This is a genomic window from Micromonospora sp. NPDC007230 (assembly GCF_042869115.1).
Lineage (GTDB): Bacteria > Actinomycetota > Actinomycetes > Mycobacteriales > Micromonosporaceae > Micromonospora.
Genome location: NZ_JBIAFE010000005.1, coordinates 180,545 through 206,337, shown reverse-complemented (window position 1 = coordinate 206,337; position 25,793 = coordinate 180,545). Strand labels below are relative to the sequence as shown.

Sequence of the window (25,793 nt, the reverse complement as noted above, 5' to 3'; positions counted from 1 at the left end):
TCACCTCCGGCGCGCCGCAGTCGGCGGCCGGCCGGCGGCAGCCGTCGCGGGTCAGGTTCCGACTCGCCCCACCCGGTAGGTCACGTGGGTGGCCTCCGGGGTGTCGACGGTGTCCAGGTGGTCCAGTTCCGGACCGGCGCCGTCGAACAGCGCGGTGCCGGACCCCAGCAGGAGCGGTACGACGTGCAGCCGCAGGCGATCGACGAGTCCGGTCCGCAGCGCCTGCTGGATGACCGACGCGCCGCCCATGATGTGGACCCGTTGGTCGCCGGCAGCTGCCCTGGCCGCTTCGACCGCGGCGGCCACTCCGCCGGTCACGAACGTGAACGTGGTGTCGCCCCTGCGTACGACGCCATGTGGCCGGTGGGTCACCACGAAGACCGGCATGCGGAAGAAGCCGCCTTCGGCCGCCCAGCCATCGGTGTCGTCGTACACCCGCCGGCTCGTCACGACGGCGCCGGACGCGGCGAACGTCGCCCTGCTCAGCCGCCGCCCCTCGTCGTGGTCGAGCCACGCGTGCAAGCGTTCGCCGCCCTTGCCGAACCCGGGCCACCGGTCCAGATCGGGGCCGGTGACGAACCCGTCCAGCGACATCGAGATGTCCGCTTCCACAACTGCCATACCCGGGTAGACGTAGCGGGGCCGTGAAGTGTCCGATGAGCCGGCCAACTTTTTCTCGTCGGTAGGGGTATGAACGGTGCTGTGGACGCCACGAGTTTCGCGGAGCTGACCCGCCGGTACCACCGCGAACTGCAGGTCCACTGCTACCGGATGCTCGGCTCGTTCGATGCGGCGGAGGACCACGTGCAGGAGGTCTTCCTGCGGGCGTGGCGGTCCAGGGACGCGTTCGAGGAGCGTTCCAGCGTCCGAACCTGGCTGTACCGCATCGCCACCAACGCCTGCCTGGACACGCTACGGCGCACCCGCCCGCCGCTGCAGCCGTACCCGGATGAACTGCTCGACGAGCACCCCGGCCCCGACGCGGTGACCATCGGCCGCGAGACGTTCGGTCTGGCGTTCCTCGCCGCGATCCAGCTGTTGCCGCCCCGCCAGCGGGCCGTGCTCGTGCTGCGGGACGTGCTGTCCTGGTCGGCGAGTGAGGCAGCCGCCCTGCTCGACACGACCGTGCCGGCGGTCAACAGTGCCCTGCAGCGCGCTCGGGCGACGCTCCGCGACCGGTGGCCGGGTGGTCGACTGGAGTGGTCGCCCACCGGTGCTCCGGATCCGGCGCAGCGTGAGCTGCTGCGGCGGTACATCGCCGCGCACGAACGGGCCGACCCCCAGGCCCTGGTGGACCTGCTCCGCGAGGACATCCGGTTGACCATCGAGCCGGACGTCGGCGAGTGGTCCGGCAAGGCCGCCGTCGCCGACGCGCTGTGCCGGGACATGAACACCCCCGGCCAGTGGCGGATGCTGCCCATGGCCGCCGACCGTCAGCCCGCCGTGGCCGCCTACGTCCGCGGCGCCGGCGACGCCACGTTCCGCCCGTTCGCGCTGATCGTGCTACGCGTGGAGGCGGGCCTCCTCCGCGCGATAGACGTGGTCAAGGCACCCGGCCTGTTCGCCACGTTCGGCCTTCCGGCGAGCCTGGACCGGTAGTGCCCCGAGGCTGAGTTTCGGCGCGCCGGAGGCGACGATGTCGATCTTGGTCCTGCCATACCCGGGTGGATCTTGGCGGCTCCGCCGTCCGGCGGTGGGCTGCCCCGTCCCGATGCTGCGATCATTGCATCTTTTGCCGTATCTGTCCTGAGCTGCCACTTTCGCCGCTTTTGCGGGCGTTCGACGTCCTCTGCTGAGGTTTGCTCAATAAGCTCCGAAGCGAGTTGCGGCACCGGCCCAGGCCCCTCCGGCGCGGGTCATGCTGCGCCATCCGCGCACCACGCGGACACCCTGCCTGACGTCCCTCGGGGCGGCCTGGGCGACGACCGCCGGAATCCCACGGAGATGCGTGAGACACGATGAAGGACTCGGACACCATGGTCCTGCCCCGGCTCGGGTCGGCCGAGGCCAGCGTCGAGGACCCCTGGGGAGAAGGGCACGGCGTCCCCGCCCCCGGTCGCCCGGCGACCGACGCCCCGCGGTGGCGTACCGCCGCCTGGCTGGTCCCGGCGCTGCTGATGGGCGCGCTGAGCGTCGTCGGGGCCGGCGCACCCGGACTCCGCACGGAGGAACTCGCGACCTGGGCCAGGGCCAACTCGTCCTGGCGGGACAACTGGTCCCTCCTCCACTCGAGCGACGCCACCGAAGCGCCCTACCACCTGCTGATGCGCGCGTGGGCGGAGGTCTTCGGCACCTCCGACCTCGCCCTGCGCGCGCCCTCCATGCTGGCCATGACCGCGGCAGCAGCACTGGTCGGCGTACTGGCGGCCCGGATGTTCGCGCCGGCCACCGGGGTCCTGGCCGGGGTGCTCTTCGCGTTGCTGCCGACCTCGACGCGGTACGCGCAGGAGGCCCAGCCGTACGCGTTGACCCTGCTCGCCGCGGTGCTCGCCACGTCGCTCCTGGTGCCGGCGATCGATCGGCCGTGGTTCTGGCGCTTCGCCCGCTACGCCGGTGCCGTGGCGCTGCTGGGCCTGGGCAACGTCGTCGCGCTCCTGCTGCTGGTCGGGCACGGCTGGGCGGTGTTCGCCTTCCGGCGCGACAAGGCGCTCCGATGGCTGGCCGCCGCGCTGGCGGGCGCGCTGCCCGCGGCCGCGTTGCTCTGGCTCGCCGCGCCGCACGGCGTATCGCTCGCGCGGAACGCGCACCCGAGCCTGCCGGCGTTGGCCGCGACCCCCCGGGAACTGTTCGGCGTCGCCGCACTGGGCGCCGTGCTGCTCGCACTGGCGTTGTTCAGCCTCCCGCTGCGCTATTCCGCCGCCGTGTGCACCGCCTGGGCGGTGGTGCCGCCGCTCGCGCTGTTGCTGGTCGCCCAGGCGACGCCCGTCTGGCTGCCGCAGTACCTGCTCTTCACCCTTCCGGCGTGGGCGATGCTCGGCGCGGCCGCGCTGTCCCGCGCCCGGCTCGGCTGGGCCGCGGGGGTGCTGGCGGCGATCGCGGTGATCGGCGCCCCGGCCCAGGCCGACCTGCGAGAACCGGACGGACACCAGCAGGCCAGCCACCGGCTCGCGGAGGTCGTCGAACGCCGCCTGCAACCCAACGACGGCGCCGTCTACGGCTCGACGGACGCGGGCGACGGACGGGTCGGCCGGGACCTGGTGGCGCACTACCTGCCCGCCGACCGCCGGCCGCGAGACATCCTCGCCACCGGCCCGCAGCGCGCCGACGGCCGGGGGCCGGTCGCCGAGTGCGCCGACGTGGCCGGATGCCTGCGGGGCACCCGGCGACTGTGGGTGATCCGGCTCGGGGAGCGCGCCGACCCGGTGCAGGGCATCGGCGGGGCGAAGGAGCGGCTGCTCCGCACGAGGTATCAGGTGGCGCAGGTCTGGAGACTCACGGGGCTGACGCTGGCCCTGCTGGTGAACGAGCGGAGCGATCTCTGACCGGTGGCGCGCCGGCGGCGAGCGCCGGGCCCGTCGATCGTCATCTCGCAATCCGCAGTGTCCATCCGTATCAGCCGCTCACGATCGGCCCGCGCCGAGTTCGTGGCGAGCAAGTCGAACCCTTGGGGGAAACGTGGGCGTCGCTGTCGATACGCGCCGGTCTGAATCCGCGGGGGAGGGGCCCCCCGGCCGGCGTCAGACGGTCACCTCGGCGCAGCCGCCAGCCGGCCGGCGCCCTGACCGTCGGCAACTGAACATCAAGGCCCGCCTCGCGTACGCGAAGTGCGGTGCGGTCGCCGGACCGCTGGTCGCGCCGCGGGACCCGCAGGCGCCGGTCGAGTTCCGCCGTGTCGCCTCGCCCGCGGCCCGGCTGATGCTGACCCTGCTCGTCCTCGTCAACAGCGCGGCCGGGTTGTTGCTCGTCGGGTGGCTGCTGCTGCCCGCGCACGTACCCGGCTCGGGCGTGCTCGGGCTCGGCGGCTGGCAGACGGCGGCGGCCCGGCTCGGCTTCTGCGTGGTCGTCGGGGTCGAGCTGATCCGCCTCGCGCAGAACGTGGTCGTCTGGGTGTTCGCGTACCACGCCAAGGACCCGGTGCCGGTCGATCCTCCGGTCGGCCTGCGGGTGGCGCTGCTCACCACGATCGTGCCCAGCAAGGAGCCGATCGACGTCGCCGAGCGGACCCTGCGGCGCCTGCGGCAGATCGTCTACTGCGGTCAGGTGGACGTCTGGATCCTCGACGAGGGGGACGATCCGGCGGTGCGGGAGATGGCCGCCCGGATCGGCGTGCACCACTTCAGCCGCAAGGGCCGACCCGAGTACAACCAGCCGAGCGGTGAGTTCCGCGCCCGGACGAAGTCGGGCAACCACAACGCCTGGCGGGCCGAACACGAGGACCGGTACGACGTGGTCGCCAACGTCGATCCGGACCACGTGCCGCTGCCGAACTTCCTGGAACGGACCCTCGGCTACTTCCGCGACCCGGACGTCGCCTTCGTGGTCACGCCGCAGGTCTACGGCAACATGCACCAGAACTTCGTGGCCCACGGCGCCTCGGTCCAGCAGTACCTCTACAACGGTCTGATCGCCCGCGGCGGGAACGGCCTGGACGCGCCGCTGCTCACCGGCACCGGCCATCTCTACCGGCCGTCGGCGTGGCGGACCATCGGCGGCTACCAGGACTCGATCATCGAGGACCACCTGACCAGCATCCGGATCCACGCCGCCGTCAACCCGGAGACGGGCAACCAGTGGAAGGGCGTCTACACCCCGGACGTGGTGGCCCTCGGGGAGGGCCCGACGTCGTGGGCGGACTACTTCAACCAGCAGAAGCGCTGGGCGGCCGGCATCTGCGAGATCCTGGTACGCCCCGAGCTGCGCGCGCCGCGCGAGCTGCCCGCGCGACGGCGCTGGCAGTACCGTCTGCTCCAGTTCTACTACCCGAGCGTGGCGGTCAGCCTGTTGCTGGGGAACTTCGCCACGGCCCTGTACCTGCTCACCGGGGTGAGTTCGGCGCAGCTCGACCTCACCGTGTGGTCGGTGCTGTGGGGCTCGAGCATGGGCACCTGGTTCCTGCTGTGGCTCTGGCTGCGCCGCTTCAACATCGCGCCGCACGAACGGGAAGAGATCGGGCTGGTCGGCATGGCACTCGCGTTGTTCGCCGGGCCGGTCTACGTGGCCGCCGCGGTCGGTGCGCTGCTGCGGCGGAAGCTCGGGTTCGTGGTGACGGCCAAGGGGAAGTTGCGCACCATCGAGTCGCTCGGCACCTTCCGGCTGCACTTCTGTTGGGCCGCGTTCGCCGCCGGCCTGCTCGGGGCGAGTTTCGTGCTGGACCACGGCTTCACCATGCTGCGGGTGTGGCCGGTCCTGACCCTCCTGACCGGGCTCGTTCCGCCGCTGATCGCGCTCGTCTCGAACATCCGGGCCCGCCGTGAGCAGCACGACGACGCGGCCGAGCCCGCCGCCGTCGCCGACAGCGCGGAACGGCACCCGCCGAAGTCACGGGTGCCGGCTGAAGGGGTCCCGCGATGACGAGGCTCACCGTGCCGCGGGTGGTGATGCTGCTGATCGGCGGGCTGCTGGTGGTCTACGCCTTCGCCCTGCCGGCGGTGACCGCCTCCCGGGGCCCGGGGGATCCCCGGTCCGGTCGGGTGGCGAAGGCCGACGCGGAGGCGCTCGCCCAGCCCGGCGCGTCGCTCCGACCGGCTCAGCAACTCTTCCCGCCGGCGGGAAAGACGTTCATCGGGGTGATGACCGAGAAGGGCCCGCACGACTTCACCGCGATGAACATGTTCACCGCGGCGGCGGAACACCAGCCGCAGGTCATGCTCTTCAGCTCCGGGTGGGCGGTCGACGCCTTCGACCGGACGCTGTTCGACCGGATCAAGGACCGGGGCATGCTGCCGATGCTGGGCTGGGAGCCGTGGGACTACCGGTTGGGTGAGACAGCCGTCAGGGAGGGGCTCCCGACCCCGGAGATCGACAGGGCACGGAACGAGCAACCCCAGTACCGGTTGTCCCACATCGCGCGTGGGGACTTCGACAGCTACCTGCGGTCCTGGGCCGACGGCATCAAGTCGCTCGGCTATCCGGTGGCCATCCGGTTCGGGCACGAGATGAACGGCTACTGGTACCCGTGGTGCGAGTCGGTCAACGGCAACCAACCGGGTGACTACGTCAAGGCGTGGCGGCACATCCATGACCTGTTCCGGGCCGCCGGAGCCACCAACGTCACCTGGGTGTGGAGCCCGAACAACAGGTGGGACGACTCGACGCAAAAACTTGCCACGTTCTATCCCGGGGACGACTACGTCGACTGGGTGGGCATCTCGGGCTACTACAGCACGGTGTTCACCTCGGACTACCGGTCCTTCGACACGATCTTCAGCCAATCCATCCAGGAGATCCGGGCCTTCACCAGCAAACCGCTGGTCATCACCGAGACCGGTGCCTCCGACGCCAACGGGCGCAAGGCCGAGTGGATCACCGAGGCATTCGGGATGCTGGCGCGCTACCGGGACATCATCGGCGTCATCTGGTTCGAGGTGGACAAGCAGAAGGAAGTGGACTGGCGCATCGTCAGCTCACCGGCCGTGGCAAAGGCCTTCGCCAAGGCGGTCGCGGATCCTCGCTACCAGTTCACCTGGTCGCCGGACATGCTCCCGCGCACGAAGCTGGCCGATTAGATGTCCGAACCCCCGTACCTGCGCGCGGATGACGACACGGCCGAGCTGGTCGCTCGCGCCGACAGCGAGGAACGCCCGCCGAAGTCGCGGGTGGCGGCCGAAGGGATTCTGCAATGTTGAGGTTGAGTGTTCCGCGGGTCCTGGTCGTGCTGATCGGCGCGCTGCTGCTGACCTACGCGTTCGCCATCGCACCGATCACCATGTCCGGGGGCCGGGAGGTCGGCCCGTCCGGCCGGGTTGCGCGGGCCGAGCCGGGCGCGGTGCGGACGGGCGAGGCGCTGGCGACGGCCGCACCGGCCGAGTCGCCCCGACCGGCTGCGGAACTCTTCCCACCGGCCGGCAAGGCGTTCATCGGCCTGATGACCGAGAAGGGCCCGCACGACTTCACCGCGACGAACATGTTCGCGGCGGCCGCCAAGCACGAGCCGCAGGTGATGCTGTTCAGTTCGGGGTGGGCGGCCGACCGGTTCGACCGGACGCTGTTCGACCGGATCAAGGACCGGGGCATGCTGCCGATGCTGGGCTGGGAACCCTGGGACTACCTGGTGGACCAGGCGGCCCGCGAGAAGAATCTGCCCGCCCGGGAGATCGACAAGCTCCGTTCCAACCAGCCCGCCTACCAGTTGTCCCGCATCACGGGTGGGGACTTCGACCCCTACCTGCGCTCCTGGGCCGACGGGATCAGGTCGCTCGGCTACCCGGTGGCCATCCGGTTCGCGCACGAGATGAACGGTGACTGGTATCCGTGGTCCGAGGCGACCAACGGCAACCGGCCGGGCGAGTACGCCAAGGCGTGGCGCCACGTACATGATCTGTTCCGGGCGGCCGGGGCCACGAACGTCATCTGGGTGTGGAGCCCGAATGCCCGCTGGGACAAGTCCACCGGGAACATGTCCGAGTTCTACCCCGGCGACGACTACGTCGACTGGGTGGGCGCCACGGGCTACTACGGCACGGGGGTCTTCACGGACTACCGCTCCTTCGAGGCGATCTTCGGCCCCACCATCACCGAGATCCGCACGTTCAGCAGGAAACCGATGGTCATCACCGAGACCGGCGCCTCGGACGCCACCGGGCGCAAGGCGGAGTGGATCAAAGACGCGTTCCAGGTGCTGCCCCGATACCAGGACATCATCGGCCTCATCTGGTTCGAGGTGAACAAGGAGCTGGACTGGCGGGTCGCCAGCTCCCCGGCGGTGGCGAAGGCGTTCGCCGAGGGGGTCGCCGACCCTCGCTACCAGTTCACCTGGTCGCCGGGCTCGCTGCCGCGCACCGCGCCCGACAACCAGGCGTCCCGTGGCCCGGCGTGAGCAGCACGAGGAGACGAGCCGGCCGGTCCGGGCCGGCCGGAAGGAACGCCGCCCGCAGCTGTCGCGGGCGGCGGCGAAACGGGGGAGTGTCTTGGTAAGGCTTACTGTTCCACGGGTCGCGATGGTGTCGGTCGGCGTGCTGCTGCTGGCGTACGCCTTCGCCGTCGCGCCGGTCACCACGTCCCGGTTCCGGGAGGAACCCGCGGCTCACCGGCCTGCGCCGGCCGAACAACAGGACTCGGTGGTGACGACCGAAGCCAACGGGCTCGCGCCGCCCGACCCGATCCTGTCACCACCACCCGAGCGGCAACTCTTCCCGCCGGCGGGGAAGACGTTCATCGGGGCGTTCACCCAGAAGGGCCCGTACGACTTCACCGCGCTGGACACGTTCACGGCGGCCGCCAAGCACCAGCCGCAGGTGATGCTGTTCAGCGCCGGGTGGGCGGCCGACCAGTTCGACCGGACGCCCTTCGACCGGATCAAGGACCGGGGCATGCTGCCGATGCTGGGCTGGGAACCCTGGGACTACCGGCTGGACGAAGCGGCCCGCAAGAAGCGGTTGCCCGCCCGTGAGATCGACAAGCTCCGCTCCAACCAGCCTGCCTACCGGTTGTCCCGGATCGCGCGGGGGGACTTCGACGACTACCTGCGGTCCTGGGCCGAAGGGATCAAGTCGCTCGGCTACCCGGTGGCGATCCGGTTCGCACACGAGATGAACGGCTTCTGGTACCCGTGGTGCGAGTCGGTCAACGGCAACCGAAAGGGTGACTACGTCAAGGCGTGGCGCCACGTACATGATCTGTTCCAATCGGTCGGGGCCACCAACGTCAGCTGGGTCTGGAGCCCGAACGCCCGATGGAGCAGGTCGACGCCGAAGCTCTCCGCCCTCTATCCGGGCGACGACTACGTCGACTGGGTGGGCGCCACCGGCTACTACGGCACGGGGGCGTTCTCCAGGTACCGGTCCTTCGACTCGATCTTCAACCCCACCATCAAGGAGATCCGCACGTTCAGCAGCAAGCCGATGGTCATCACCGAGACCGGTGCCTCCGACGGCCACAAGCGCAAAGCCGAATGGATCAAGGAGGCGTTCCGGGCGCTGCCCGGACACAAGGACATCATCGGCCTCATCTGGTTCGAGGTGAACAAGGAGCTCGACTGGCGCATCGTGAGCTCCTCGGCCGCGGCGAAGGCGTTCGCCCAGTCGGTCGCCGGCCCGCGCTACCAGTTCACCTGGTCGCCCGACACGGTCCCGCGTACCGCGCTGGACGACTAGTCCGGGCCCGTCCCCACGGCGTCACCGGTCGCGGACTGCCCGCCGCCCGCCGGTGACGGCGGGTTGACGCGACCTCCGGCAGGGTGCGCAGGACGACGTCGTGGTGGTCCGGGCCCGCCGGCCTCGACAGGTCCACCGTCTGCCCGCGTAGGCCGTCGAAGGAGACCTCATGATCAGGACGATGGTCCGGATGCGTGCGCGTCCGGGGTGCGAGCCCGCCGTTGCGGCGGCGTGGCGGACGGCCGCCGGGCAGATCGCCGGCCTGGCCGGCAACCTCCGGCAGGACCTGCTGCTCGACGCCAGCGACCCGCGCGTGTTCGTCGTCGTCACCGAGTGGGCCGACGAGTCGGCCCTGCGCGACTACGAGAACGGGGCGGTCGCCGGGCGCTTCGCCGGCGCCGTCCGGCCGCTGGTCGAGCCGCCCGGCCCGGGCAGCTACCGGGTGATGCGCGATCCCGGCGGCGCCGGCTCGACGATCTTCGTGGACGTCGAGGTCACCGTGCCGGCCGCCCGGCTCGCCGAGTTCGAGCGCGGCTACGCCGAGGTCCTCACCCGGATGGCCGGGATACCCGGGTACGTGCGCGAGGAGCTGCTGCGCGAGCCCGCTGCGGACATCTTCCACATCTTCGCTGAATGGAACAGCGAAGCCGAGTTCCACCGCTGGATCGGCGACCCGGCGCACGCCGAGCAGGAGGCTGGGCCGATCGCACCGTTCCTTCTCGACTTCCGGCGCCGCCTGTTCCACGTCGCGGCCGATTCCGGGAGCACCTGGGCACTGAGTACCGGCAGGGAGGCCGACGTGGACAGGACAACGGACGTACTGGTCGTCGGGGCGGGGCCCACCGGGCTGACCGCCGCCGTCGAGCTGGCCCGGCGCGGCATCGAGTGCCGGGTGATCGACAAGCTGGCCACGCCGCCCGGGCAGGCGGACAAGGCGATCGGCGTGCACTGCCGCACCATGGAGCTCTGGGAGGACCAGGGCATCGTGCGGGAGGCGATGGACGCCGGGATCTGGCTGACCGGGAACATGGTGTTCGTCAACGGTGTGGAGACCCACCGGATGAGCTGGGAGCTGCCCGAGCTGCCGTACGCCCACCTCGGCCTGCCCCAGTACGAGACCGAGCGGATCCTCACCGAACGGCTGGCCACCCTCGGCGTACGCCCGCAGCGCGGCGCCGAGCTGGTCGAGTTCACCCAGGACGACGACAGCGTGCTGGCCACGGTCGCGACCGCCGACGGTGGCCGGGAGACGGTCCGGGCGAAGTATCTGGTGGGCTGCGACGGCGCGCACAGCCGGGTCCGCGAGCTGCTCGGCCTGACCTTCACCGGCGGCCTCGGCCGGTTCCCGCAGCTGTTCATGCTCGGCGACGTCGACGTGGACTGGGACATGCCGGACGGCCACCTGCTCCGGTTCCTGCACGAGACCGACGGCCGGATGGACGGGATGCTCGTCTGCGTCCCGCTGCGCGGCGAGGCCCGGTATCGGATCGCGACGCTGGCGCCGCCCAGGTTCTTCGCCCAGACCGGCGGGCAGGACGCACCGCCGGGATTCAGCGAGGAACTGGCCGCGCCGACGCTCGCCGACGTCCAGGCCGCGCTCGACCACCTGGCCCCACCCGGCACCCGGGCGTCGAACCTGCGCTGGTCGTCGGTGTTCCGGATCAGCCACGGCATCGTCGACCGCTACCGGGACGGCCGGGTGTTCGTGGCCGGCGACGCCGCGCACCTGCACCCGCCCGCCGGCGGCCAGGGCATGAACACCGGCATCCAGGACGCCTGGAACCTGGCCTGGAAGCTGGCTCTGGCGGTACGCGGAATCGCGGCGCCCGGACTGCTCGACAGCTACGAGACCGAGCGGCGCCCGGAGGGCGAGGAGATCGTCGGGCGCGCGGTCCGGATGGCCTTCACCGACGAGCTGGACCGCGAGGACCTGAAGCGCCAGTTCCTCCAGGAGATGTCCATGCTGCTCAGCTACGCCGACAGCCCGCTCGTCGGCGAGTGCCTGACCGACCCGGACGCGCTGCGGCAGGGCCCCCGGCCCGGCGACCGCGCCCCCGACGTCGATGGCCTGCGCCGGCAGGGCGTCGGACACCCGCTGCGTTTGCGCGACCTCACCCGCGGCACCCGGCACACCCTGCTGGTCTACGCGGACGGCTCCGCCGACGAGGCGGCGCTGGCCGCGGTGGAGAAGCTGTACGCCGAGGTCCGCGGCCAGACGGCCGGGGAGGTCGACGGGTACCTGCTGCTCGGCCCGGACGCGCAGGCGCCGCGGCTGCTCGCGCCGCCGGTGGTACGCGACGACGAGGGCCGGTTCCGCGCCACGTACGGGGTCGCCGGCACCGCCCTGTACCTGGTCCGGCCGGACGGGCACGTCGGGTTCCGCAGCCAGCCGATCGACGCCGACGCGCTCCGCAAGCACCTGCACCTGGTGTTCGGCGGTGCGCGATGACCCGGGTGCGCACCGTGCTCGCGATGCGGACCAGGGAAGGCTGCGAGGACCGCTTCGAGGCGGAGTGGCTCTCCGCGGCCGAGGAGATCCGCACGCTGGACGGTTGCCTGCACCAGGACCTGATCCGCGACGCCGACGACCCGCGCAGCTATCTGATCATCAGCGACTGGGCGGACCGGGAACGACTGGACGCCTTCGGCCGCAGCGAGCACCGGGACCGGCTCCTGCGCATGATCCGTGAGCTGCGCGAATCCGCGCAGCGGCACACCTACCAGGTGCTGCACAGCGTCGGCAGCGAGCCCGAGGGGGCGAGATGACCGAGCAGGCCGTACCCGCTTCGGAGTTCTACACCGACCAGTTCGCCGCCGACCCCTATCCCAGCTTCGCGCGGCTGCGGGACGACCGACCGGTGTGCCCGGTCAGCTCGCCCCGCTTCGACCAGTACCTGATCACGAGGTACGACGACGCCAAGACGGCGCTGAACGACCCGCGACTGTCCAAGGACCTCTACGGCCCCGGCCAGCACTACCTGCGGCTCTTCGGGCCGAACTCCGAGGGCCTCAACAAGAACATGCTCAACTCGGACCCGCCGGAGCACACCCGGTTGCGCCGGATCATCTCGCAGGCGTTCGCGCCGCGCCGGATCGAGGCGCTGCGGCCGCGGGTGGCGCAGATCGTGGACGGCCTGCTCGACAGGATCGTCCCGCAGGGCCAGGCCGAGCTGATGCACGAGTTCGCGATCCCGCTGCCGATGATGGTGATCTGCGAGCTGCTCGGCATCCCGGAGGCAGACCACGGGCGGGTGCTCGACTGGACCCAGGTGATCCGGACCTCCGGGTCCTCCCGCCGCCCCCCGCAGGAGGAGCGGGCGGCCGTGCAGGAGGCCCAGCTGAAGCTGCACGACTACCTCGTCGACCTGATGCAGGCCAAACGCGCGCACCCGGCCGACGACATCATCGGCGCGCTGATCGACTCCTGTGACCGGGACCGGGCATTGTCCGAAGCGGAACTGGTCACCACCACGTTCCTGCTGCTGTTCGCCGGGCACCAGACGACCGCGGACTTCCTCGGCAACGCCACGCTGGCCCTGCTGACCCATCCCGAGCAGCTGGAACTGCTGCGCACCACGCCACACCTGCTGCCGTCGGCGATCGAGGAACTGCTCCGGTTCGACGGCCCGCTGCCGGTGGCCAGCCCGCGGATCGCCACCGAGGACGTCGAGTACGAGGGGGTGTGCATCCCGCGCGGGTCGATCGTCGGAGTGGTCATCAACGCGGCCAACCACGACCCGGCGCACTTCACCGACCCGGACCAGCTGGACCTGCGGCGCGTCCGCGGCCCGCACCTCGGCTTCGGTCACGGCGTCCACTACTGCCTGGGTGTCTCGCTGGCCCGGATGGAGGCGCAGATCGGCCTCGGTGCGCTGCTGCGCCGGCTGCCCGGGCTGCGGCTCGCCGTGCCGGTCGCCGAGGTACGCCGGCTGCCGGCCGCGTCGCCGTTCCGGGGCCTGCTGGAGCTTCCGGTCACCTTCGCCGCCTAGCACCTCCGGCGCGCCGCGTCCCCGTCCGCCCTACCACCGAAACCCACCCAAGGAGCAGCCATGGTCTTCCGGAACGTGATCGTCTGCCGCATGGTCCCCGGCAGTGAGAACATCGTCGGCGACGTCTTCGGGCACTACGACAAGACCACCCGACCGCAGGACCTCGGAGTCATCGGGCGGATCCTGCTGTCGCACCACGACCTCTACATCCACGTCATCGAGCGCAAGCAGGACCCGAAGGTGTCCGGCCAGACCCGTGGGCTGCCCGCGTTCCAGAAGATCGCCGAGGCCATCGGCCCGTACGTGACGCCGTACCCGAGGTACTGGAAGAACCCGTCCGACTCGGTGGCGAAGGAGTTCTACCAGTGGGTGCCGGACGGGAAGGGGCCCGAGGACACCACGCTGACCATGATCGTGGGCCGGATCAAGCCCGGCGCCGAGCCCGACGTGGCGCGCGTCTTCACCGAGTCCGACGCCGGCCCGCTCCCCGCCGAGCTGGGGGTCACCGGGCGCTGGCTGTACGCCATCGATGACGTCTACGTGCACCTGCTCGAGCAGGACGCGTCGCTCGCCGAGGCCATGCGGCACAACCACGACAAGCCGGCCTTCAGCAAGGTGATGGAGGACCTCAGCCCCTACATCAGCCCGTACCGTCCGGACATCTGGCGCGGGCCGCAGGACTCGGTGGCCAACCCGTTCTACCGCTGGCGAGCCGAGGACTGACCAGTACGACCGCGGTGGGGGCGTCGGCGGACGCCTCCACCGTCGTCACTCGTCCACGACGTTGTCCGTCTCGCCGTCGTGCTGGAACCGCACGGGCTGGTGCTCGTCGGGCCGTGGGTTCTGCGACGGGGTGTGGTGCGGGTCCCCGTCGGGGGAGAAGAGCACCTCGTCGGTCTTGTGGGTCTTCTCCTCGTCCTCTTCCGGCTCCGTCACGTCCGCTCCTCGCCAACTGCGCCTCGCCTGTGCTCCCACCCTAGGTGGGCGGGATGGGCCGGCGCAGGCTTTCCCGTCGTCGCACTCCGAACTGCCGAAACCGCCCAGACGGCGGCCGGAGATGCGGGATGGTGGGTCCCGCAGCGAGCCGGGTGCCGGGGGTGACGGATGCCGACCAGGGAGATCATCCAGCTGATCGGCGAGTTCCTGGACCTCGCCGGGGTGCTGGTCATCGCCGTGGGCGTCATCATGGCCACGGTCGTCTTCGTGCGCGGCTGGTGGCGGACCCGCCGGCTGGTCGACGTCTACCCGCCCTACCGGCAGGGCGTCGGGCGAGCCATCCTGCTCGGCCTGGAGTTCCTGGTCGGTGGTGACATCATCCGTACCGTGGCGGTCTCGCCCACCTTCGCCAGCGTCGGCGTGCTGGCCCTGATCGTGCTGGTCCGGACCTTTCTCAGCTTCTCGCTGGAGGTGGAGATCGACGGCCGGTGGCCCTGGCAGGGCCGGAATCCGGCGACCGGTCTGAGCGCCGGCCCGCGGGCGGGGCGGTAATTCCGCGGCGGTCAGATGTTGGCCGAGTCCGGCGGCACTTCCCGCGGGAGCGCGGGTGCGCCGGCGGCGGGCTCCTCCTGGCGGCAGTGGAGCCCCAGCGTGTACGCCGTCATCGACAGCGAGCCGTACGCGTACCCGTCGACCAGCACGTCCGGCCGGCCGTCGGCGGCGCCGGCCAATCCGGCCAGGTAGAGCAGCGGGATGAAGTGGTCCGGGGTCGGTACGGCCAGGTCGAAGTCGCGGTGCCCATCCAGCCGGGCCGCCTCGGTCGGGCTGCCCCGCATGATGTCCCGGGCCGCATCGTCGAAGCGCCGCGCCCAGTCGAAGCCCTCGTCGGTCAGCCGTGGGTCCACTCCACCCAGGTTGTGCACCACGTTGCCGCTGGCCACGACGAGGACGCCGCGCTCGCGCAGCGGCGCGAGCCGGGCGCCGAGGTCGAGGTGGTAGTCCAGCGGCTTGAACGCGTTGATGCTGAGCTGCACCACCGGGATGTCCGCGTCGGGGAAGGCGTGCGTCAGCACCGACCAGGTGCCGTGGTCGATGCCCCACGAGTCGAGGTCGGCGCCGACCCAGGTGGGATGCACCGCGTCGCTGATCTCCTCGGCCAGTTCGGGCAGCCCGGGCGCCGGGTAGCGCACATCGAACAACTCCTGCGGGAAGCCGTAGAAGTCGTGGATGGTGCGCGGCCGGGGCATCGCGGTGACGGCGGTGGCGCCGATGTACCAGTGGGCGGAAACCACCAGGATCGCCCGGGGCCGGGGCACCGCCCGGCCGAACTCCCGCCAGGCGGCCGTGTAGCGGTTGACCTCCAGGGCGTTCATGGGGTTGCCGTGCCCGAAGAACGCCGCCGGCATCACCGTCTCGGTCGTCTGGCTGCTCATGCCGTCCTCCGGCTCCGTCGTGAGCCGAGCGTAACCCGGGGTGGCCGGCCGCACCTGCCCACCGCGGCACGTGCCACCGGCAACTCGGCCACCACGCCGAGCCGTACGTGCCGGCCTGCGGCCCGCCACGTCGGGCACCCGTTGGTCTGATCTCGCCGCTTTGCCCGTGCGGCGGGGAGCAGGGAGCCGTAGCGTGCGATGGAACCCGCGGGAGGCGAGAGCGGTGGACCACAGCGCCGGTCGGCCGGGCGGTGCCGGCGGCCAGGCGCACCACCGGCACGACAAGCACGCCGGCCACGACCCGGCGATGTTCCGCCGTCGGTTCTGGCTCTGCCTGGCGCTGACCGTGCCCATCGTGCTGACCAGTCACCTGTTGATGAACTGGCTGCACTATTCGCTGCACGTCCCGGGTGTGACGTGGGTGGGTCCGGTGCTCGGCTCGGTGGTGTTCGGCTACGGCGGTTGGCCCTTCCTGGTCGGGGCCGTCCGGGAGGTGCGGGATCGGGCGCCCGGCATGATGCTGCTGATCGGGTTGGCGATCACCGTGGCCTACCTCGCCTCGGTGGCGACCACCATCGGCGTCTTCCACCTGGACTTCTGGTGGGAGCTCGCCGCGCTGGTCACGATCATGCTGTTCGGCCACTGGCAGGAGATGACGGCGATCGGCCAGGCGCGCGGAGCCCTGGCCGCGTTGGCCGCCCTGCTGCCCGACGAGGCCGAACGGGTCGGGCCGGACGGCTCGGTGCAGCGGGTCGCGGTGGTAGGGCTGCGCCCGGGTGACCTCGTGCTGGTCCGTCCCGGCGGGCGGGTGCCCGCGGACGGGCACGTCGTCGAGGGCGCCGCCGAACTGGACGAGTCGATGATCACCGGGGAGTCGCGACCGGTGCCGCGCGGGACGGGGGACCGGGTGGTGGCGGGCACGGTGGCCACCGACTCGGCCCTGCGGGTACGCGTCGACGCGGTGGGGAAGGACACCGCGCTCGCCGGTATCCAGCGGCTGGTCGCCCAGGCGCAGGAGGCCGGCGGCCGGGCCCAGGCGCTCGCCGACCGGTTCGCCGCGTGGTTGGTCTATGTCGCCACCGCCACCGCCGTGGTCAGCCTGGTCGTCTGGGCCGCGCTGGGCCGGGTGGACGAGGCCGTGGTACGCACCGTCACCGTGCTGGTGATCTCCTGCCCGCACGCGCTCGGCCTGGCGATACCGCTGGTCATCGCCCTGTCGACCAGTGTGGCGGCGCGGGTCGGGATCCTGGTGAAGGACCGCCTGTCGCTGGAGCGGATGCGCAGCGTGGACGCGGTGCTGATCGACAAGACAGGCACGCTCACCAAGGGGCAGCACACCGTGACCGGGGTTGCCGCCGTCGACGGCCTCGGCGAGGACGAGGTGCTGCGGCTGGCCGCCGGGGTCGAGGCCGACAGCGAGCACCCGCTCGCCCGGGCCATCGTCGCGGCGGCCCAGCGGGTCGGCCCGGCCACCGGCGCCGACTTCCGCTCCCTGCCGGGACGCGGGGTGCGGGCCACGGTGGCCGGGACGGCGTACGCGGTGGGTGGGCCCGCCCTGCTCCGGGAGTTGGCCGCCGAGGTCCCGGCCGGGCTGCGCCGCGCCGACGGGGAGTGGGCGGCGCGAGGCGCCGCCGTGCTGTATCTGGTCCGGCTCGACGACGCCCCGCGGGTCGTCGGCGCGCTCGCGCTGGAGGACGAGGTACGCCCCGAGGCCCGCCAGGCGATCGTCGAACTGCGGCAGCTCGGGGTCCGGAAGATCGCGATGATCACCGGGGACGCCCGCCCGGTGGCGGAGGCGGTCGCGGCCGACCTCGGGTTCCGGCCCGACGTGGACGAGGTGTTCGCCGAGGTGCTGCCCGCCGACAAGGACGAGATCGTGGCGGGCCTGCGGAAGCGCGGCCACCGGGTGGCGATGGTGGGGGACGGCGTCAACGACGCGCCCGCCCTCGCCCGCGCCGACGTCGGGCTGGCCATCGGCGCCGGTACGGACGTGGCCATCGAGTCGGCCGGCGTCGTGCTCGCCTCCTCCGACCCGCGCGGTGTCCCCGCCGCGGTGCGGCTGTCCAAGGCGTCCTACCGCAAGATGGTCCAGAACCTGATCTGGGCGGCCGGCTACAACGTGGTGGCGATCCCGGTGGCCGCCGGTGTCTTCGCCTGGGCCGGTGTCTCGCTCAGCCCGGCCGCCGCCGCCGTGCTGATGTCCGCGTCGACGATCGTCGTGGCCCTGAACGCCCAGACACTGCGGTGGGTGCGGCTGACTCCCGGGGACCCGGGAGCCCGCTGACCGCCGTGGAAGGATGGCGGGGTGCAGTTTACCGTGACAGACGTACCTGAGCGGGAGCGATTCGAGGCGCGGGACGAGGCGGGGACGCTCGCCGGGGTGGTCACCTATCAGCTGACCGGCAGCATCATCGCCTACACCCACACCAAGGTCGACCCGGAGTTCGAGGGTCAGGGGGTCGGATCGACCCTGGCCCGGGCGGTGATGGAGGACGCGCGGACCAGGGGCCGGACGGTGGTGCCGATCTGCCCGTTCCTCAGTGGGTGGCTGGGCAAGCACCCGGAGTACGAGAAGCTCGTGGCCCGGTCGACCCGGAAGATCAAATAGACGGAGCACCCCGCCTGAGAACTCCCTGAGTGACGGACGCCTCATGGACGGTGACCGGTCGCCCGGGGCAGGTTTGACCTCAATCTGCTCCGGTCATCGAGCCCAGAGCGTGGACGAGAGGGGAAAGGGGTGCCCGAGACGAACCGCGTCCGGCCCAGTCACGACGCAGTGCTGCCGGACGACGTGATCGACACGCTGCTGTGGCGGGTGGCGTACGACGTGGCGGCCGCTCACCAGCCCGACGCGACGGGCGCCTGTGCCAGTCCGCTCTGCGTCGACCAGGGCGTGCCTTGCGCGCCGCTGGTCTACGCCCGCCGGGCGATGCTGGTGGCCCGGGGCGGCGGGCGGCGGTACGCGACCCAGGAGGCGCCCGACCCGATGGCAAGCGACCGGCGGCGCGACGCCGCCTGACGACGGCGCAGGCCCGGTCGTCGTGGGCTGAGTCGGTTACGCCATCAGCTCGAAAGGGCCCGACGAGGACAGGCCTCCGGGCCGATCCAGCTACGTCATCAAGTTCGTCGGCGGCACGGCCCCCAGGCCTGCCGACCACCCGGAGCATGGCGCGGCCGGCTCAGTGGGTCGGGCCGAAGGCGGCGAGGAACCGGTCCCGGAAGGCGTCCATCGGCCACACCGGGGCCTGCGGCCCGGGGCGTAGGCCGTCCTGCCAGCCCCAGCCGGCAATCCGGTCCAGCACCCTCGAGTCCTTCGCCACGATGGTGATCGGCACGTCCCGGCTGGCGTGCTCGCCGGTCACCGGCGCCGCCGGCTGGTGGTCGCCCAGGAACACCAGCACCAGGTCGTCCCCGCCGTACGTCAGCACGTACGAGACCAGGGTGCGCAACGTGTACTCGATCGACTGCCGGTAGCCGGCGCGGATCGCGGCGTTGTCCCGCTGCACCGGGCCCTCGATCCTGGCCTGGTGGAAGACCGTGCCGTCGCCGACCGCCGCCCACGGCACCGGCTGGGGGATCGCCGACCACGGTGAGTGGCTGGAGATCAGCGGGATCTCCGCCATCAGCGGGGCGTGCGGTTCCGCCCGCTCCAGCCGCTGAAAGGTGGCCAGGGCGTACTGGTCGGGCATCGGCGCGTAGCTGAACTTCGGGCCGCGGTAGGCGAGCTTCTCGGCGTCGTAGTAGCGGTCGAACCCGAAGAACCTCCGCTGCGGCCACGGCTCGGTGGCGGCCGGCATCACCCCGACGGTCTGCCAGCCGGCCCGGTGGAACGCACCGTTCAGGGTCAGCCGGTCGCCGGCCAGCAGGTCCCGGTGGCGCTGGTCGTTGTCGACCCACAGCCCCGAGAGCAGGGTGTCGTGCGCCAGCCAACTGCCGCCGCCGAAGGTGGGCGAGCGGAGGAAGCCGCTGCGCGCGTCGTACCCGGCCGCCCGCAGCCGCCGGTAGCCGTCGTCGAGCACCGCGGCCACGCCCGGCGCGAGCCCGGGGGCCTCGACGGCGTCCCGGCCGTAGCTCTCCACGAACGCGACCAGCACGTCCTTGCCCCGCAACCCGGTCAGCAGCCGGTCAGCGGGGACGTCCCGGTACGCGTCGACGGACACCTCCCGGGCGAACGCGACGCGGTCCCGCAGTCCGGCGCGGATCTGCCCGGCGTGTGCCGCGACCAGGGCAGTGGCGTCCCGGTCGGCGACCGGCACGCCGGCGGCGAGCCGGACCCCGAACAGGGCGCAGCCCAGCCAGAGCACCGACAGCGCCGCGACCACCCGCACCGAGGTGGCCCGGTGCCGGACGGCGACCTGGGCTAGCCGCAGCACACCCCAGGCCATCAGGATCGGCAGGCCGACGGCGAGCAGCAGCGCCCCGGCCGCCGCGGCGACCGCGCCGGCCCGGCCGACCGAGTCGGCGAGGAAGCCGAAACCGTCGTCGAACAGCCCCCAGTCGAGCAGCACGTCGAACGGGCGGCCCCGGGCCACGAAGAAGCCCATGTCCAGCAGCTTGAGCAGGCCGAGCAGCCCCAGCACCAGGCCGAGCAGCACCGCGACCGGCCGGCGCGCCCGGGCCGGGAGGCCGAGCAGCAGCCCCGCCGCGACCAACCCCTCCAGCGGGATCCGCAGGAACGCGCCCGGCCCGAGCCGGTGCAGCTCGTCCGGTACGACCAGCGCCGCCACCACCAGCACCAGGGCGAGGCCGGTTGCGGCCCCCGCCGCGATCCGGCGCCCTCGCGGCGGTGCCTCCTCCGGCGCGATCGCCTCGCCCGGCACCGTTGTCTCCTCGGGCGGGCCGGCTGCGTCCGGCGGGGTTGCTCGGACGGAGGCCGGGGTGCGGGGCTGCGGGACGGGCGGGTCCGCGGCCAGCCGGCGATGAGGGGTGCGGAGTGCCACGGCGAGGTCCTTCCCTGCGGCGGGGTGAGCGGGGACGTCAGACCGGCTGGCGAGCGGCGATCCGCGCGGGCGGGGCCGCCGCACCGGCCGGGCGGTGCCGCCAGAGCCAGGCCACATCGTGGCCGAACGACTCGACCAGCAGGGCCAGCGCGCCGGCGACCAGCGCGGCGGTCGCCACCGGCGGCAGCAGCTGACTCGCCGCGACCGCCAGCACCACACCCTGCGCCGCCGCGACGACCTTGCGCCAGTACCGGGGCCGCAGCGTGCCGCGCATCCAGGGCAGCAGCCAGCTCGCCGCGACGAAGGCGTACCGCATGCCGCCGATGGTGAGCACCCAGCCGCCGACGGACGGCGCCAGGTGGGCGCTGAGCACGAGGATCAGGAACGCGTCGACCTCCATGTCGAACCGCGCGCCCAGCGCGCTGGCCGTGCCGGTGCGCCGGGCCACCGCGCCGTCGACCGCGTCCAGCGCCAGCGCCACGGCGGTGAGCGGAACCAGCACTGCCGCCGGCGCCGGCCCGGCCCCGCCCGGCACCACCAGGGCCAGCACCCCGCCGACCAGCAGCGCCCGGGTCAGGGTCACCCGGTCGGCCGGGCCGAGCCGCTGCGCGCCGCTCGCGCGCAGGCCGCGCCACAGCAGGCCGCAGAGCACCCCGCCGTACGCCAGACCGGCGAGCCAGCCCGGCACGCCGATCCCCACCGTGCCGGCGAGCCCGGTCAGCAGAACGAACTGGACGATCAGCCCGACCAGTGGGCCGTTTCGAACCGTGGACACCCTGCCTCCGTGTCTATGATCGACAACCCCTGTCCATCAACACGGGCAATCCGGCCGACCGGTTCGGTCCGGATGCGGAGCGGAGGAGAATCGGTGACCCGGCAAGCCCGCGCCTTCTGGCTCCGCGCCCCCGGCGAGGGTGAACTGCGCCCGGTCGAACTCCCCCCGCCCGGCCCCGACGAGGTGCTGGTCCGCACCCTCTTCTCCGGTGTCAGCCGGGGCACCGAGACCCTGGTCTTCACCGGCCGGGTCCCCGCCGACCAGTACGCCAGCATGCGCGCCCCGTTCCAGGAGGGCGACTTCCCGGCCCCGGTCAAGTACGGCTACCTGAGCGTCGGCACGGTCGAGGAGGGCCCGGACCCGCTGCGCGGGCGGACCGTCTTCTGCCTGCACCCGCACCAGACCGGGTACGTGGTGCCGGCCGACGCGGTGGTGGCCGTACCCGGGAACGTGCCGGCGGCCCGGGCGGTGCTGGCCGGCACGGTGGAGACCGCGGTGAACGCGCTCTGGGACGCCGCGCCGCTGGTCGGCGACCGGGTCACCGTGATCGGCGCGGGCATGGTCGGCTGCTGCGTGGCCGCCCTGCTGGCCCGCTTCCCCGGCGTGCGCACCGAGCTGGTCGACGCGGACCCGGCGCGGGCCGGGGTGGCCGCCGCGCTCGGGGTCGACTTCGCCCTCCCCGCCGACGCGGCCGGCGACCGGGACCTGGTGGTGCACGCGAGCGCCACCGCCGCCGGGCTGCAACGCGCGCTCGACCTGCTCCGCCCGGAGCGCAGCGTGCTCGAACTGAGCTGGTACGGCGACCGCCCGGTCACCCTGGCCCTGGGCGGCGCGTTCCACTCGAAGCGGCTGGGCGTGCGGAGCAGCCAGGTCGGCACGGTGTCGCCCCGGCGGGCCGACCGCAGCTACGCCGACCGGCTGGCGCTGGCCCTCGAACTGCTCGCCGACCCGGTGTTCGACGCGCTGCTCACCGGCCGGTCCCGCTTCGCCGACCTGCCCGACGTGCTCGACCGGCTCGCCTCGGGCCGGCTGCCCGCGCTCTGCCACCTCATCACCTACGACGAGGAGTGATCCGTGTTCAGCGTGACCGTCCGGGACCACATGATGGTCGCCCACAGCTTCCGGGGTGAGGTGTTCGGCCCGGCCCAGCGGCTGCACGGCGCCACCTTCGTCGTCGACGCCACCTTCCGCCGGGCGGAGCTCGACGCCGACGGGATCGTGGTCGACATCGGCCTGGCCACCGAGCAGCTCAACGCCGTGCTCGGCGAGCTGACCTACCGCAACCTGGACGACGAGCCGGCCTTCGCGGGGGTGAACACCACCACCGAGGTGCTGGCCCGCACGGTCGCCGACCGGCTCGCCGAGGCCGTGCACGCCGGCCGCCTCGGCGCGGGCGCCCGGGGCCTCGCCGGGATCACCGTCACCCTGCACGAGTCGCACGTCGCCTGGGCCAGCTACGAGCGGTCCCTGTAGCCGGATGAGGGTCGTCCACGTGGTGCTGCCGGGCGACATCGACGACCCGGCCAGCCCCAGCGGCGGCAACGCGTACGACCGGCGGGCCTGCCACGGCCTGGCCGCCCTCGGCTGGGCGGTGCGGGAGCACCCGGTGCCCGGCGGCTGGCCGCATCCCGGGCCGGGGGAGCGGGCCGCCCTCGCCGGGGTGCTCGCCGGGCTGCCCGACGGCGCGCTCGTGCTGCTCGACGGGCTGGTCGCGTCCGTGGTGCCCGAGGTGCTGGCGCCGCACGCCATGCGGCTGCGCCTGGTGGTGCTGGTGCACCTGCCGCTGGAGGACGAGGCCGAGGCGTGGGCCTTGGCGCTGGCCGCCGGCGTGGTCACCACCAGCGAGTGGACCCGCCGCCGGCTGCTCGACCGGTACGCGCTGCCCGCCGGCCGGGTGTGGTCCGCCCCGCCCGGTGTGGACCCGGCGCCGGTCGCCCCCGGCTCACCGGCCGGCGGCCGGCTGCTCTGCGTCGCGGCGGTCACCCCGGTCAAGGGGCACGACGTGCTCGCCGCCGCCCTGGCCACGCTCGCCGACCTGCCCTGGACCTGCGTCTGCGTCGGCGCGCTCACCCGGGATCCCGGCTTCGTCGACCGGCTCCGGCGGCAGCTCACCGACGCCGGCCTGGCCGACCGGGTCCGGCTGCCGGGCCCGTGCACCGGCGCCGCGCTGGACGCCGCGTACGCCGCCGCCGACCTGCTGGTCCTGCCGTCCCGGCAGGAGACGTACGGGATGGCGGTCACCGAGGCGCTCGCGCGGGGCGTACCGGTGCTGGGCAGCGCGACCGGCGGGCTGCCGGAGGCGCTCGGGCACGCCCCGGACGGCGCCCGGCCCGGCCTGCTCGTACCTCCCGACGACCCCGCGGCGCTGGCCGCGGCGCTGCGCGGCTGGCTCACCGGGCCGGACCTGCGGGCCCGGCTGCGCGGCGCGGCCCGGCGCCGGCGGGACACCCTCACCGGCTGGACGGTCACCGCGGACCGGCTGGCGACGGCCCTGACGGAGGCGACGGCATGACCACCCTGCTCCCACCCGACTTCGCCGACTGGCTGCGGCTGCGCGAGCCCGCCGACGCGGCGGCCCGCTCGGCCGAGCTGGTCGACGTGGTCCGCCACCGGCTGCCGGCCCACCGCCCGGTGGTCGTGCACGACCTGGGCAGTGGCACCGGCTCGATGGCCCGCTGGCTCGCGCCCCGGCTGCCCGGACCGCAGCACTGGGTGCTGCACGAGCGGGACGCCGGCCTGCGGGCGCTCGCCGCCGCCGAGCTGGTGCACGTGGCCGCCGATGGCAGCCCGGTCACCGTGGCGACCTGCGGCTCGGACATCACCCGGTTGCGGGCCGCCGACCTCGCCGACGCCCACCTGGTCACCGCGTCGGCGCTGCTGGACATGCTCACGGCCGAGGAGATCGAGCAGATCGTGACCGCCTGCGCCGGCCACCCCACCCTCTTCGCGATCTCGGTGCTCGGCCGGGTCGAGTTCAGCCCGGCCGACCCGCTCGACGCCGAGTTCGCCGCCGCGTTCAACGCCCACCAGCGCCGCACCGTCGGCGGGCGGGCCCTGCTCGGGCCGGACGCGGTGAACGCCACCGTGGCGGCCTTCCGCCGCCGGGGGGTCGGCGTGCAGGTCCGGGCCAGCCCGTGGTGGCTCGGCCCGGACCAGGCGGCGCTGACCGCCGAGTGGCTGGTCGGCTGGCTCGCCGCGGCCGTGGCGGAGCGGCCGGAGCTGGCCGGCGTGGTCGGGGCGTACCGGGACCGGCGGCTGGCCGAGGCGGCGGCGGGCCGGCTGCGGGTGGTGCTGCAGCACGCCGACCTGCTGGCCGGGTGAACCGCGCGACCCTGCGGCACGTGACAACAGGTAGATCAAGGGAGGACCGTTGTCACCTGCCACCACCGTCGCGCCCACCCAGGCGTTCGCGGACCCTCCCTCCGGCCACTCCGGCTCGGCGTGTCTGACGCCACGCCGCGACCCGGAGCAGCCGGTCGCCCACCCCGGCAAGGCCGCCGTCCCGGCCGGCCCGATCCCGCCGGCCCGGTCGCCCTGGCCGTGGATCCGGACGCTCGGCGGGCTCGGGGTGCTCGCCGTCCTGGTCTGGTCGGTGGGCACCGGCCCGTTCCTGGCCGGGCTGCGGCTGATCGACGCGCCGGCCCTCGCCGCCGCGCTCGCGGTCGGGGCGGTCACCACCGTCTGCTGCGCCTGGCGCTGGTCGCTGGTCGCCGGCGGGCTGGGCGTCCACCTGCCGCTGGTTAGCGCCGTCGCCCACTGTTACCGGGCGGTTTTCCTGAACTCCACCTTGCCGGGCGGGGTGCTCGGCGACGTGCACCGGGCGGTCCGGCACGGCCGCGACGCCGGGGACGTGCTCCGAGGCGTCCGAGCGGTGGTCTGGGAGCGTACCGCCGGGCAGGTGGTGCAGCTGGTCATCGCGGTGGCGGTGCTGGCCGTGCTGCCCTCCCCGGTCCGGCCGTACCTGCCGGCGGTGGTGGCCGGGCTGGCCGCCGCCGGGCTGGGACTGGTGCTGCTGGCCCGGGCGGTGCCCCGCTCCGGCGCGTCCCGGTGGGCCCGGGCGGCGCGTACCGCGGTGGCGGACGTCCGGGCCGGGCTGCTCGCCCGGCGGACCTGGCTCGGCGTGGTGCTGGCCTCCGCCGTGGCGGTCGCCGGCCACCTGGCCACCTTCCTGATCGCGGCGCGCACCGCCGGCGCCGACGCGCCGCTGTCCCGGCTGCTGCCGCTGACCCTGCTGGCCCTGCTCGCCATGGGGGTGCCGGCGAACGTGGCCGGTTTCGGGCCGCGCGAGGGGGTGGCCGCTTGGGCGTTCGCCGCCGCCGGGCTCACCGCCGCCCAGGGCGTCGCCACCGCCACGGTGTACGGGGCGCTGGTCCTGGTCGCCAGCCTGCCCGGCGCGGCGGTGCTGCTGGTGCGCCGGTTCCCTTCGCGGGTGTCCGGCGACTGTCGGTGATCCCGCCTACGGTGAGGGT

At 73.1% G+C, this 25,793-nt stretch carries 22 protein-coding genes and 1 pseudogene; 19 read left to right on the top strand and 4 right to left on the bottom strand.

Annotation, left to right across the window (positions count from 1 at the left end):
* Positions 1-51: 51 nt before the first annotated feature.
* Complete coding sequence (locus tag ACFYML_RS09775) at positions 52-621, bottom strand: dihydrofolate reductase family protein (protein ID WP_387420194.1); 570 nt, start codon at positions 619-621, stop codon at positions 52-54.
* Positions 622-702: 81 nt separating this feature from the next.
* Between ACFYML_RS09775 and ACFYML_RS09770 the strand changes: the two genes are divergently transcribed.
* From ACFYML_RS09770 to ACFYML_RS09725, 10 genes are all read left to right on the top strand, one after another.
* Entirely contained in the window at positions 703-1,599 is an 897-nt protein-coding gene (locus ACFYML_RS09770) for a sigma-70 family RNA polymerase sigma factor (protein WP_387420193.1), read from the top strand.
* Positions 1,600-1,958: 359 nt separating this feature from the next.
* Positions 1,959-3,482 carry a hypothetical protein gene (locus ACFYML_RS09765; RefSeq protein ID WP_387420192.1) on the top strand — a complete coding sequence of 508 codons (1,524 nt, stop codon included), beginning with the start codon at positions 1,959-1,961 and terminating at the stop codon, positions 3,480-3,482.
* 133 nt (positions 3,483-3,615) lie between these two features.
* Positions 3,616-5,511, top strand: a complete 1,896-nt coding sequence (locus ACFYML_RS09760; RefSeq protein WP_387420191.1) for a glycosyltransferase family 2 protein — start codon at positions 3,616-3,618, stop codon at positions 5,509-5,511.
* A complete protein-coding gene (locus ACFYML_RS09755) occupies positions 5,508-6,665 on the top strand; it encodes a glycoside hydrolase family 26 protein (protein ID WP_387420190.1) in 1,158 nt (385 codons plus the stop codon). Before ACFYML_RS09760 ends, ACFYML_RS09755 begins: the two co-directional genes overlap by 4 nt.
* Before the next feature lie 113 nt (positions 6,666-6,778).
* Positions 6,779-7,975, top strand: coding sequence for a glycoside hydrolase family 26 protein (locus ACFYML_RS09750; protein ID WP_387420189.1), 1,197 nt, complete (start codon positions 6,779-6,781; stop codon positions 7,973-7,975).
* Positions 7,976-8,096: 121 nt separating this feature from the next.
* Positions 8,097-9,251, top strand: a complete 1,155-nt coding sequence (locus ACFYML_RS09745; RefSeq protein ID WP_387420188.1) for a glycoside hydrolase family 26 protein — start codon at positions 8,097-8,099, stop codon at positions 9,249-9,251.
* Positions 9,252-9,420: 169 nt separating this feature from the next.
* Positions 9,421-11,700: an FAD-dependent monooxygenase gene (locus tag ACFYML_RS09740; RefSeq protein ID WP_387420187.1), complete on the top strand. Its 2,280-nt coding sequence runs from the start codon at positions 9,421-9,423 to the stop codon at positions 11,698-11,700.
* Between the two features lie 23 nt (positions 11,701-11,723).
* Positions 11,724-12,017 carry a putative quinol monooxygenase gene (locus ACFYML_RS09735; protein WP_387420186.1) on the top strand — a complete coding sequence of 98 codons (294 nt, stop codon included), beginning with the start codon at positions 11,724-11,726 and terminating at the stop codon, positions 12,015-12,017.
* Complete coding sequence (locus tag ACFYML_RS09730) at positions 12,014-13,240, top strand: cytochrome P450 (protein WP_387420184.1); 1,227 nt, start codon at positions 12,014-12,016, stop codon at positions 13,238-13,240. Before ACFYML_RS09735 ends, ACFYML_RS09730 begins: the two co-directional genes overlap by 4 nt.
* A 60-nt stretch (positions 13,241-13,300) precedes the next feature.
* Positions 13,301-13,963, top strand: a complete 663-nt coding sequence (locus ACFYML_RS09725; protein WP_387420183.1) for a TcmI family type II polyketide cyclase — start codon at positions 13,301-13,303, stop codon at positions 13,961-13,963.
* A gap of 45 nt (positions 13,964-14,008) precedes the next feature.
* Here ACFYML_RS09725 and ACFYML_RS09720 read toward each other — a convergent pair whose 3' ends face one another.
* Positions 14,009-14,176, bottom strand: a complete 168-nt coding sequence (locus ACFYML_RS09720) for a hypothetical protein (protein ID WP_387420182.1) — start codon at positions 14,174-14,176, stop codon at positions 14,009-14,011.
* Between the two features lie 168 nt (positions 14,177-14,344).
* On the opposite strand from ACFYML_RS09720, the gene ACFYML_RS09715 reads away from it, so the two are divergent.
* Positions 14,345-14,728, top strand: coding sequence for a DUF1622 domain-containing protein (locus ACFYML_RS09715; RefSeq protein WP_387420181.1), 384 nt, complete (start codon positions 14,345-14,347; stop codon positions 14,726-14,728).
* Between the two features lie 11 nt (positions 14,729-14,739).
* Here the strand turns inward: ACFYML_RS09715 and ygiD are convergent, their stop codons facing one another.
* A complete protein-coding gene (gene ygiD, locus ACFYML_RS09710; protein WP_387420180.1) occupies positions 14,740-15,609 on the bottom strand; it encodes a 4,5-DOPA dioxygenase extradiol in 870 nt (289 codons plus the stop codon).
* 307 nt (positions 15,610-15,916) lie between these two features.
* Here ygiD and ACFYML_RS09705 point away from each other — a divergent pair, with 307 nt between their 5' ends.
* From ACFYML_RS09705 to ACFYML_RS09695, 3 genes are all read left to right on the top strand, one after another.
* Entirely contained in the window at positions 15,917-17,893 is a 1,977-nt protein-coding gene (locus tag ACFYML_RS09705) for a heavy metal translocating P-type ATPase (RefSeq protein WP_387420314.1), read from the top strand.
* A gap of 33 nt (positions 17,894-17,926) precedes the next feature.
* Positions 17,927-18,217, top strand: a complete 291-nt coding sequence (locus ACFYML_RS09700; protein ID WP_387420179.1) for a GNAT family N-acetyltransferase — start codon at positions 17,927-17,929, stop codon at positions 18,215-18,217.
* 129 nt (positions 18,218-18,346) lie between these two features.
* Positions 18,347-18,628 (top strand): hypothetical protein, encoded by a 282-nt coding sequence (locus ACFYML_RS09695; protein ID WP_357445192.1) that lies wholly within the window; start codon positions 18,347-18,349, stop codon positions 18,626-18,628.
* Positions 18,629-18,788: 160 nt separating this feature from the next.
* Here the strand turns inward: ACFYML_RS09695 and ACFYML_RS09690 are convergent.
* A pseudogene (locus ACFYML_RS09690) lies at positions 18,789-21,324 on the bottom strand (CDP-alcohol phosphatidyltransferase family protein).
* Between the two features lie 93 nt (positions 21,325-21,417).
* On the opposite strand from ACFYML_RS09690, the gene ACFYML_RS09685 reads away from it, so the two are divergent.
* The 5 genes from ACFYML_RS09685 to ACFYML_RS09665 all read left to right on the top strand — a co-directional run bounded on the left by ACFYML_RS09685 (position 21,418) and on the right by ACFYML_RS09665 (position 25,774).
* Positions 21,418-22,395 carry a dehydrogenase gene (locus ACFYML_RS09685; RefSeq protein WP_387420178.1) on the top strand — a complete coding sequence of 326 codons (978 nt, stop codon included), beginning with the start codon at positions 21,418-21,420 and terminating at the stop codon, positions 22,393-22,395.
* Between the two features lie 3 nt (positions 22,396-22,398).
* A complete protein-coding gene (locus tag ACFYML_RS09680; RefSeq protein ID WP_387420177.1) occupies positions 22,399-22,797 on the top strand; it encodes a 6-pyruvoyl tetrahydropterin synthase family protein in 399 nt (132 codons plus the stop codon).
* A gap of 4 nt (positions 22,798-22,801) precedes the next feature.
* The gene (locus tag ACFYML_RS09675) at positions 22,802-23,836 is read left to right on the top strand and encodes a glycosyltransferase family 4 protein (RefSeq protein WP_387420176.1); all 1,035 of its coding nucleotides are present in this window, start codon (positions 22,802-22,804) and stop codon (positions 23,834-23,836) included.
* Positions 23,833-24,645: an SAM-dependent methyltransferase gene (locus tag ACFYML_RS09670; protein ID WP_387420175.1), complete on the top strand. Its 813-nt coding sequence runs from the start codon at positions 23,833-23,835 to the stop codon at positions 24,643-24,645. Before ACFYML_RS09675 ends, ACFYML_RS09670 begins: the two co-directional genes overlap by 4 nt.
* Before the next feature lie 193 nt (positions 24,646-24,838).
* The gene (locus tag ACFYML_RS09665) at positions 24,839-25,774 is read left to right on the top strand and encodes a lysylphosphatidylglycerol synthase domain-containing protein (protein ID WP_387420313.1); all 936 of its coding nucleotides are present in this window, start codon (positions 24,839-24,841) and stop codon (positions 25,772-25,774) included.
* Positions 25,775-25,793 lie beyond the last annotated feature (19 nt).

What these genes read in the sequence shown, in the direction of transcription:
- ACFYML_RS09775 (WP_387420194.1), bottom strand. Translation starts at nt 621, where the DNA reads ATGGCAGTTGTGGAAGCGGACATCTCGATGTCGCTGGACGGGTTCGTC.
- ACFYML_RS09765 (WP_387420192.1), top strand. Translation starts at nt 1,959, where the DNA reads ATGAAGGACTCGGACACCATGGTCCTGCCCCGGCTCGGGTCGGCCGAG.
- ACFYML_RS09755 (WP_387420190.1), top strand. Translation starts at nt 5,508, where the DNA reads ATGACGAGGCTCACCGTGCCGCGGGTGGTGATGCTGCTGATCGGCGGG.
- ACFYML_RS09750 (WP_387420189.1), top strand. Translation starts at nt 6,779, where the DNA reads ATGTTGAGGTTGAGTGTTCCGCGGGTCCTGGTCGTGCTGATCGGCGCG.
- ACFYML_RS09745 (WP_387420188.1), top strand. Translation starts at nt 8,097, where the DNA reads ATGGTGTCGGTCGGCGTGCTGCTGCTGGCGTACGCCTTCGCCGTCGCG.
- ACFYML_RS09740 (WP_387420187.1), top strand. Translation starts at nt 9,421, where the DNA reads ATGATCAGGACGATGGTCCGGATGCGTGCGCGTCCGGGGTGCGAGCCC.
- ACFYML_RS09735 (WP_387420186.1), top strand. Translation starts at nt 11,724, where the DNA reads ATGCGGACCAGGGAAGGCTGCGAGGACCGCTTCGAGGCGGAGTGGCTC.
- ACFYML_RS09730 (WP_387420184.1), top strand. Translation starts at nt 12,014, where the DNA reads ATGACCGAGCAGGCCGTACCCGCTTCGGAGTTCTACACCGACCAGTTC.
- ACFYML_RS09725 (WP_387420183.1), top strand. Translation starts at nt 13,301, where the DNA reads ATGGTCTTCCGGAACGTGATCGTCTGCCGCATGGTCCCCGGCAGTGAG.
- ACFYML_RS09715 (WP_387420181.1), top strand. Translation starts at nt 14,345, where the DNA reads ATGCCGACCAGGGAGATCATCCAGCTGATCGGCGAGTTCCTGGACCTC.
- ygiD (WP_387420180.1), bottom strand. Translation starts at nt 15,609, where the DNA reads ATGAGCAGCCAGACGACCGAGACGGTGATGCCGGCGGCGTTCTTCGGG.
- ACFYML_RS09705 (WP_387420314.1), top strand. Translation starts at nt 15,917, where the DNA reads ATGTTCCGCCGTCGGTTCTGGCTCTGCCTGGCGCTGACCGTGCCCATC.
- ACFYML_RS09675 (WP_387420176.1), top strand. Translation starts at nt 22,802, where the DNA reads ATGAGGGTCGTCCACGTGGTGCTGCCGGGCGACATCGACGACCCGGCC.
- ACFYML_RS09670 (WP_387420175.1), top strand. Translation starts at nt 23,833, where the DNA reads ATGACCACCCTGCTCCCACCCGACTTCGCCGACTGGCTGCGGCTGCGC.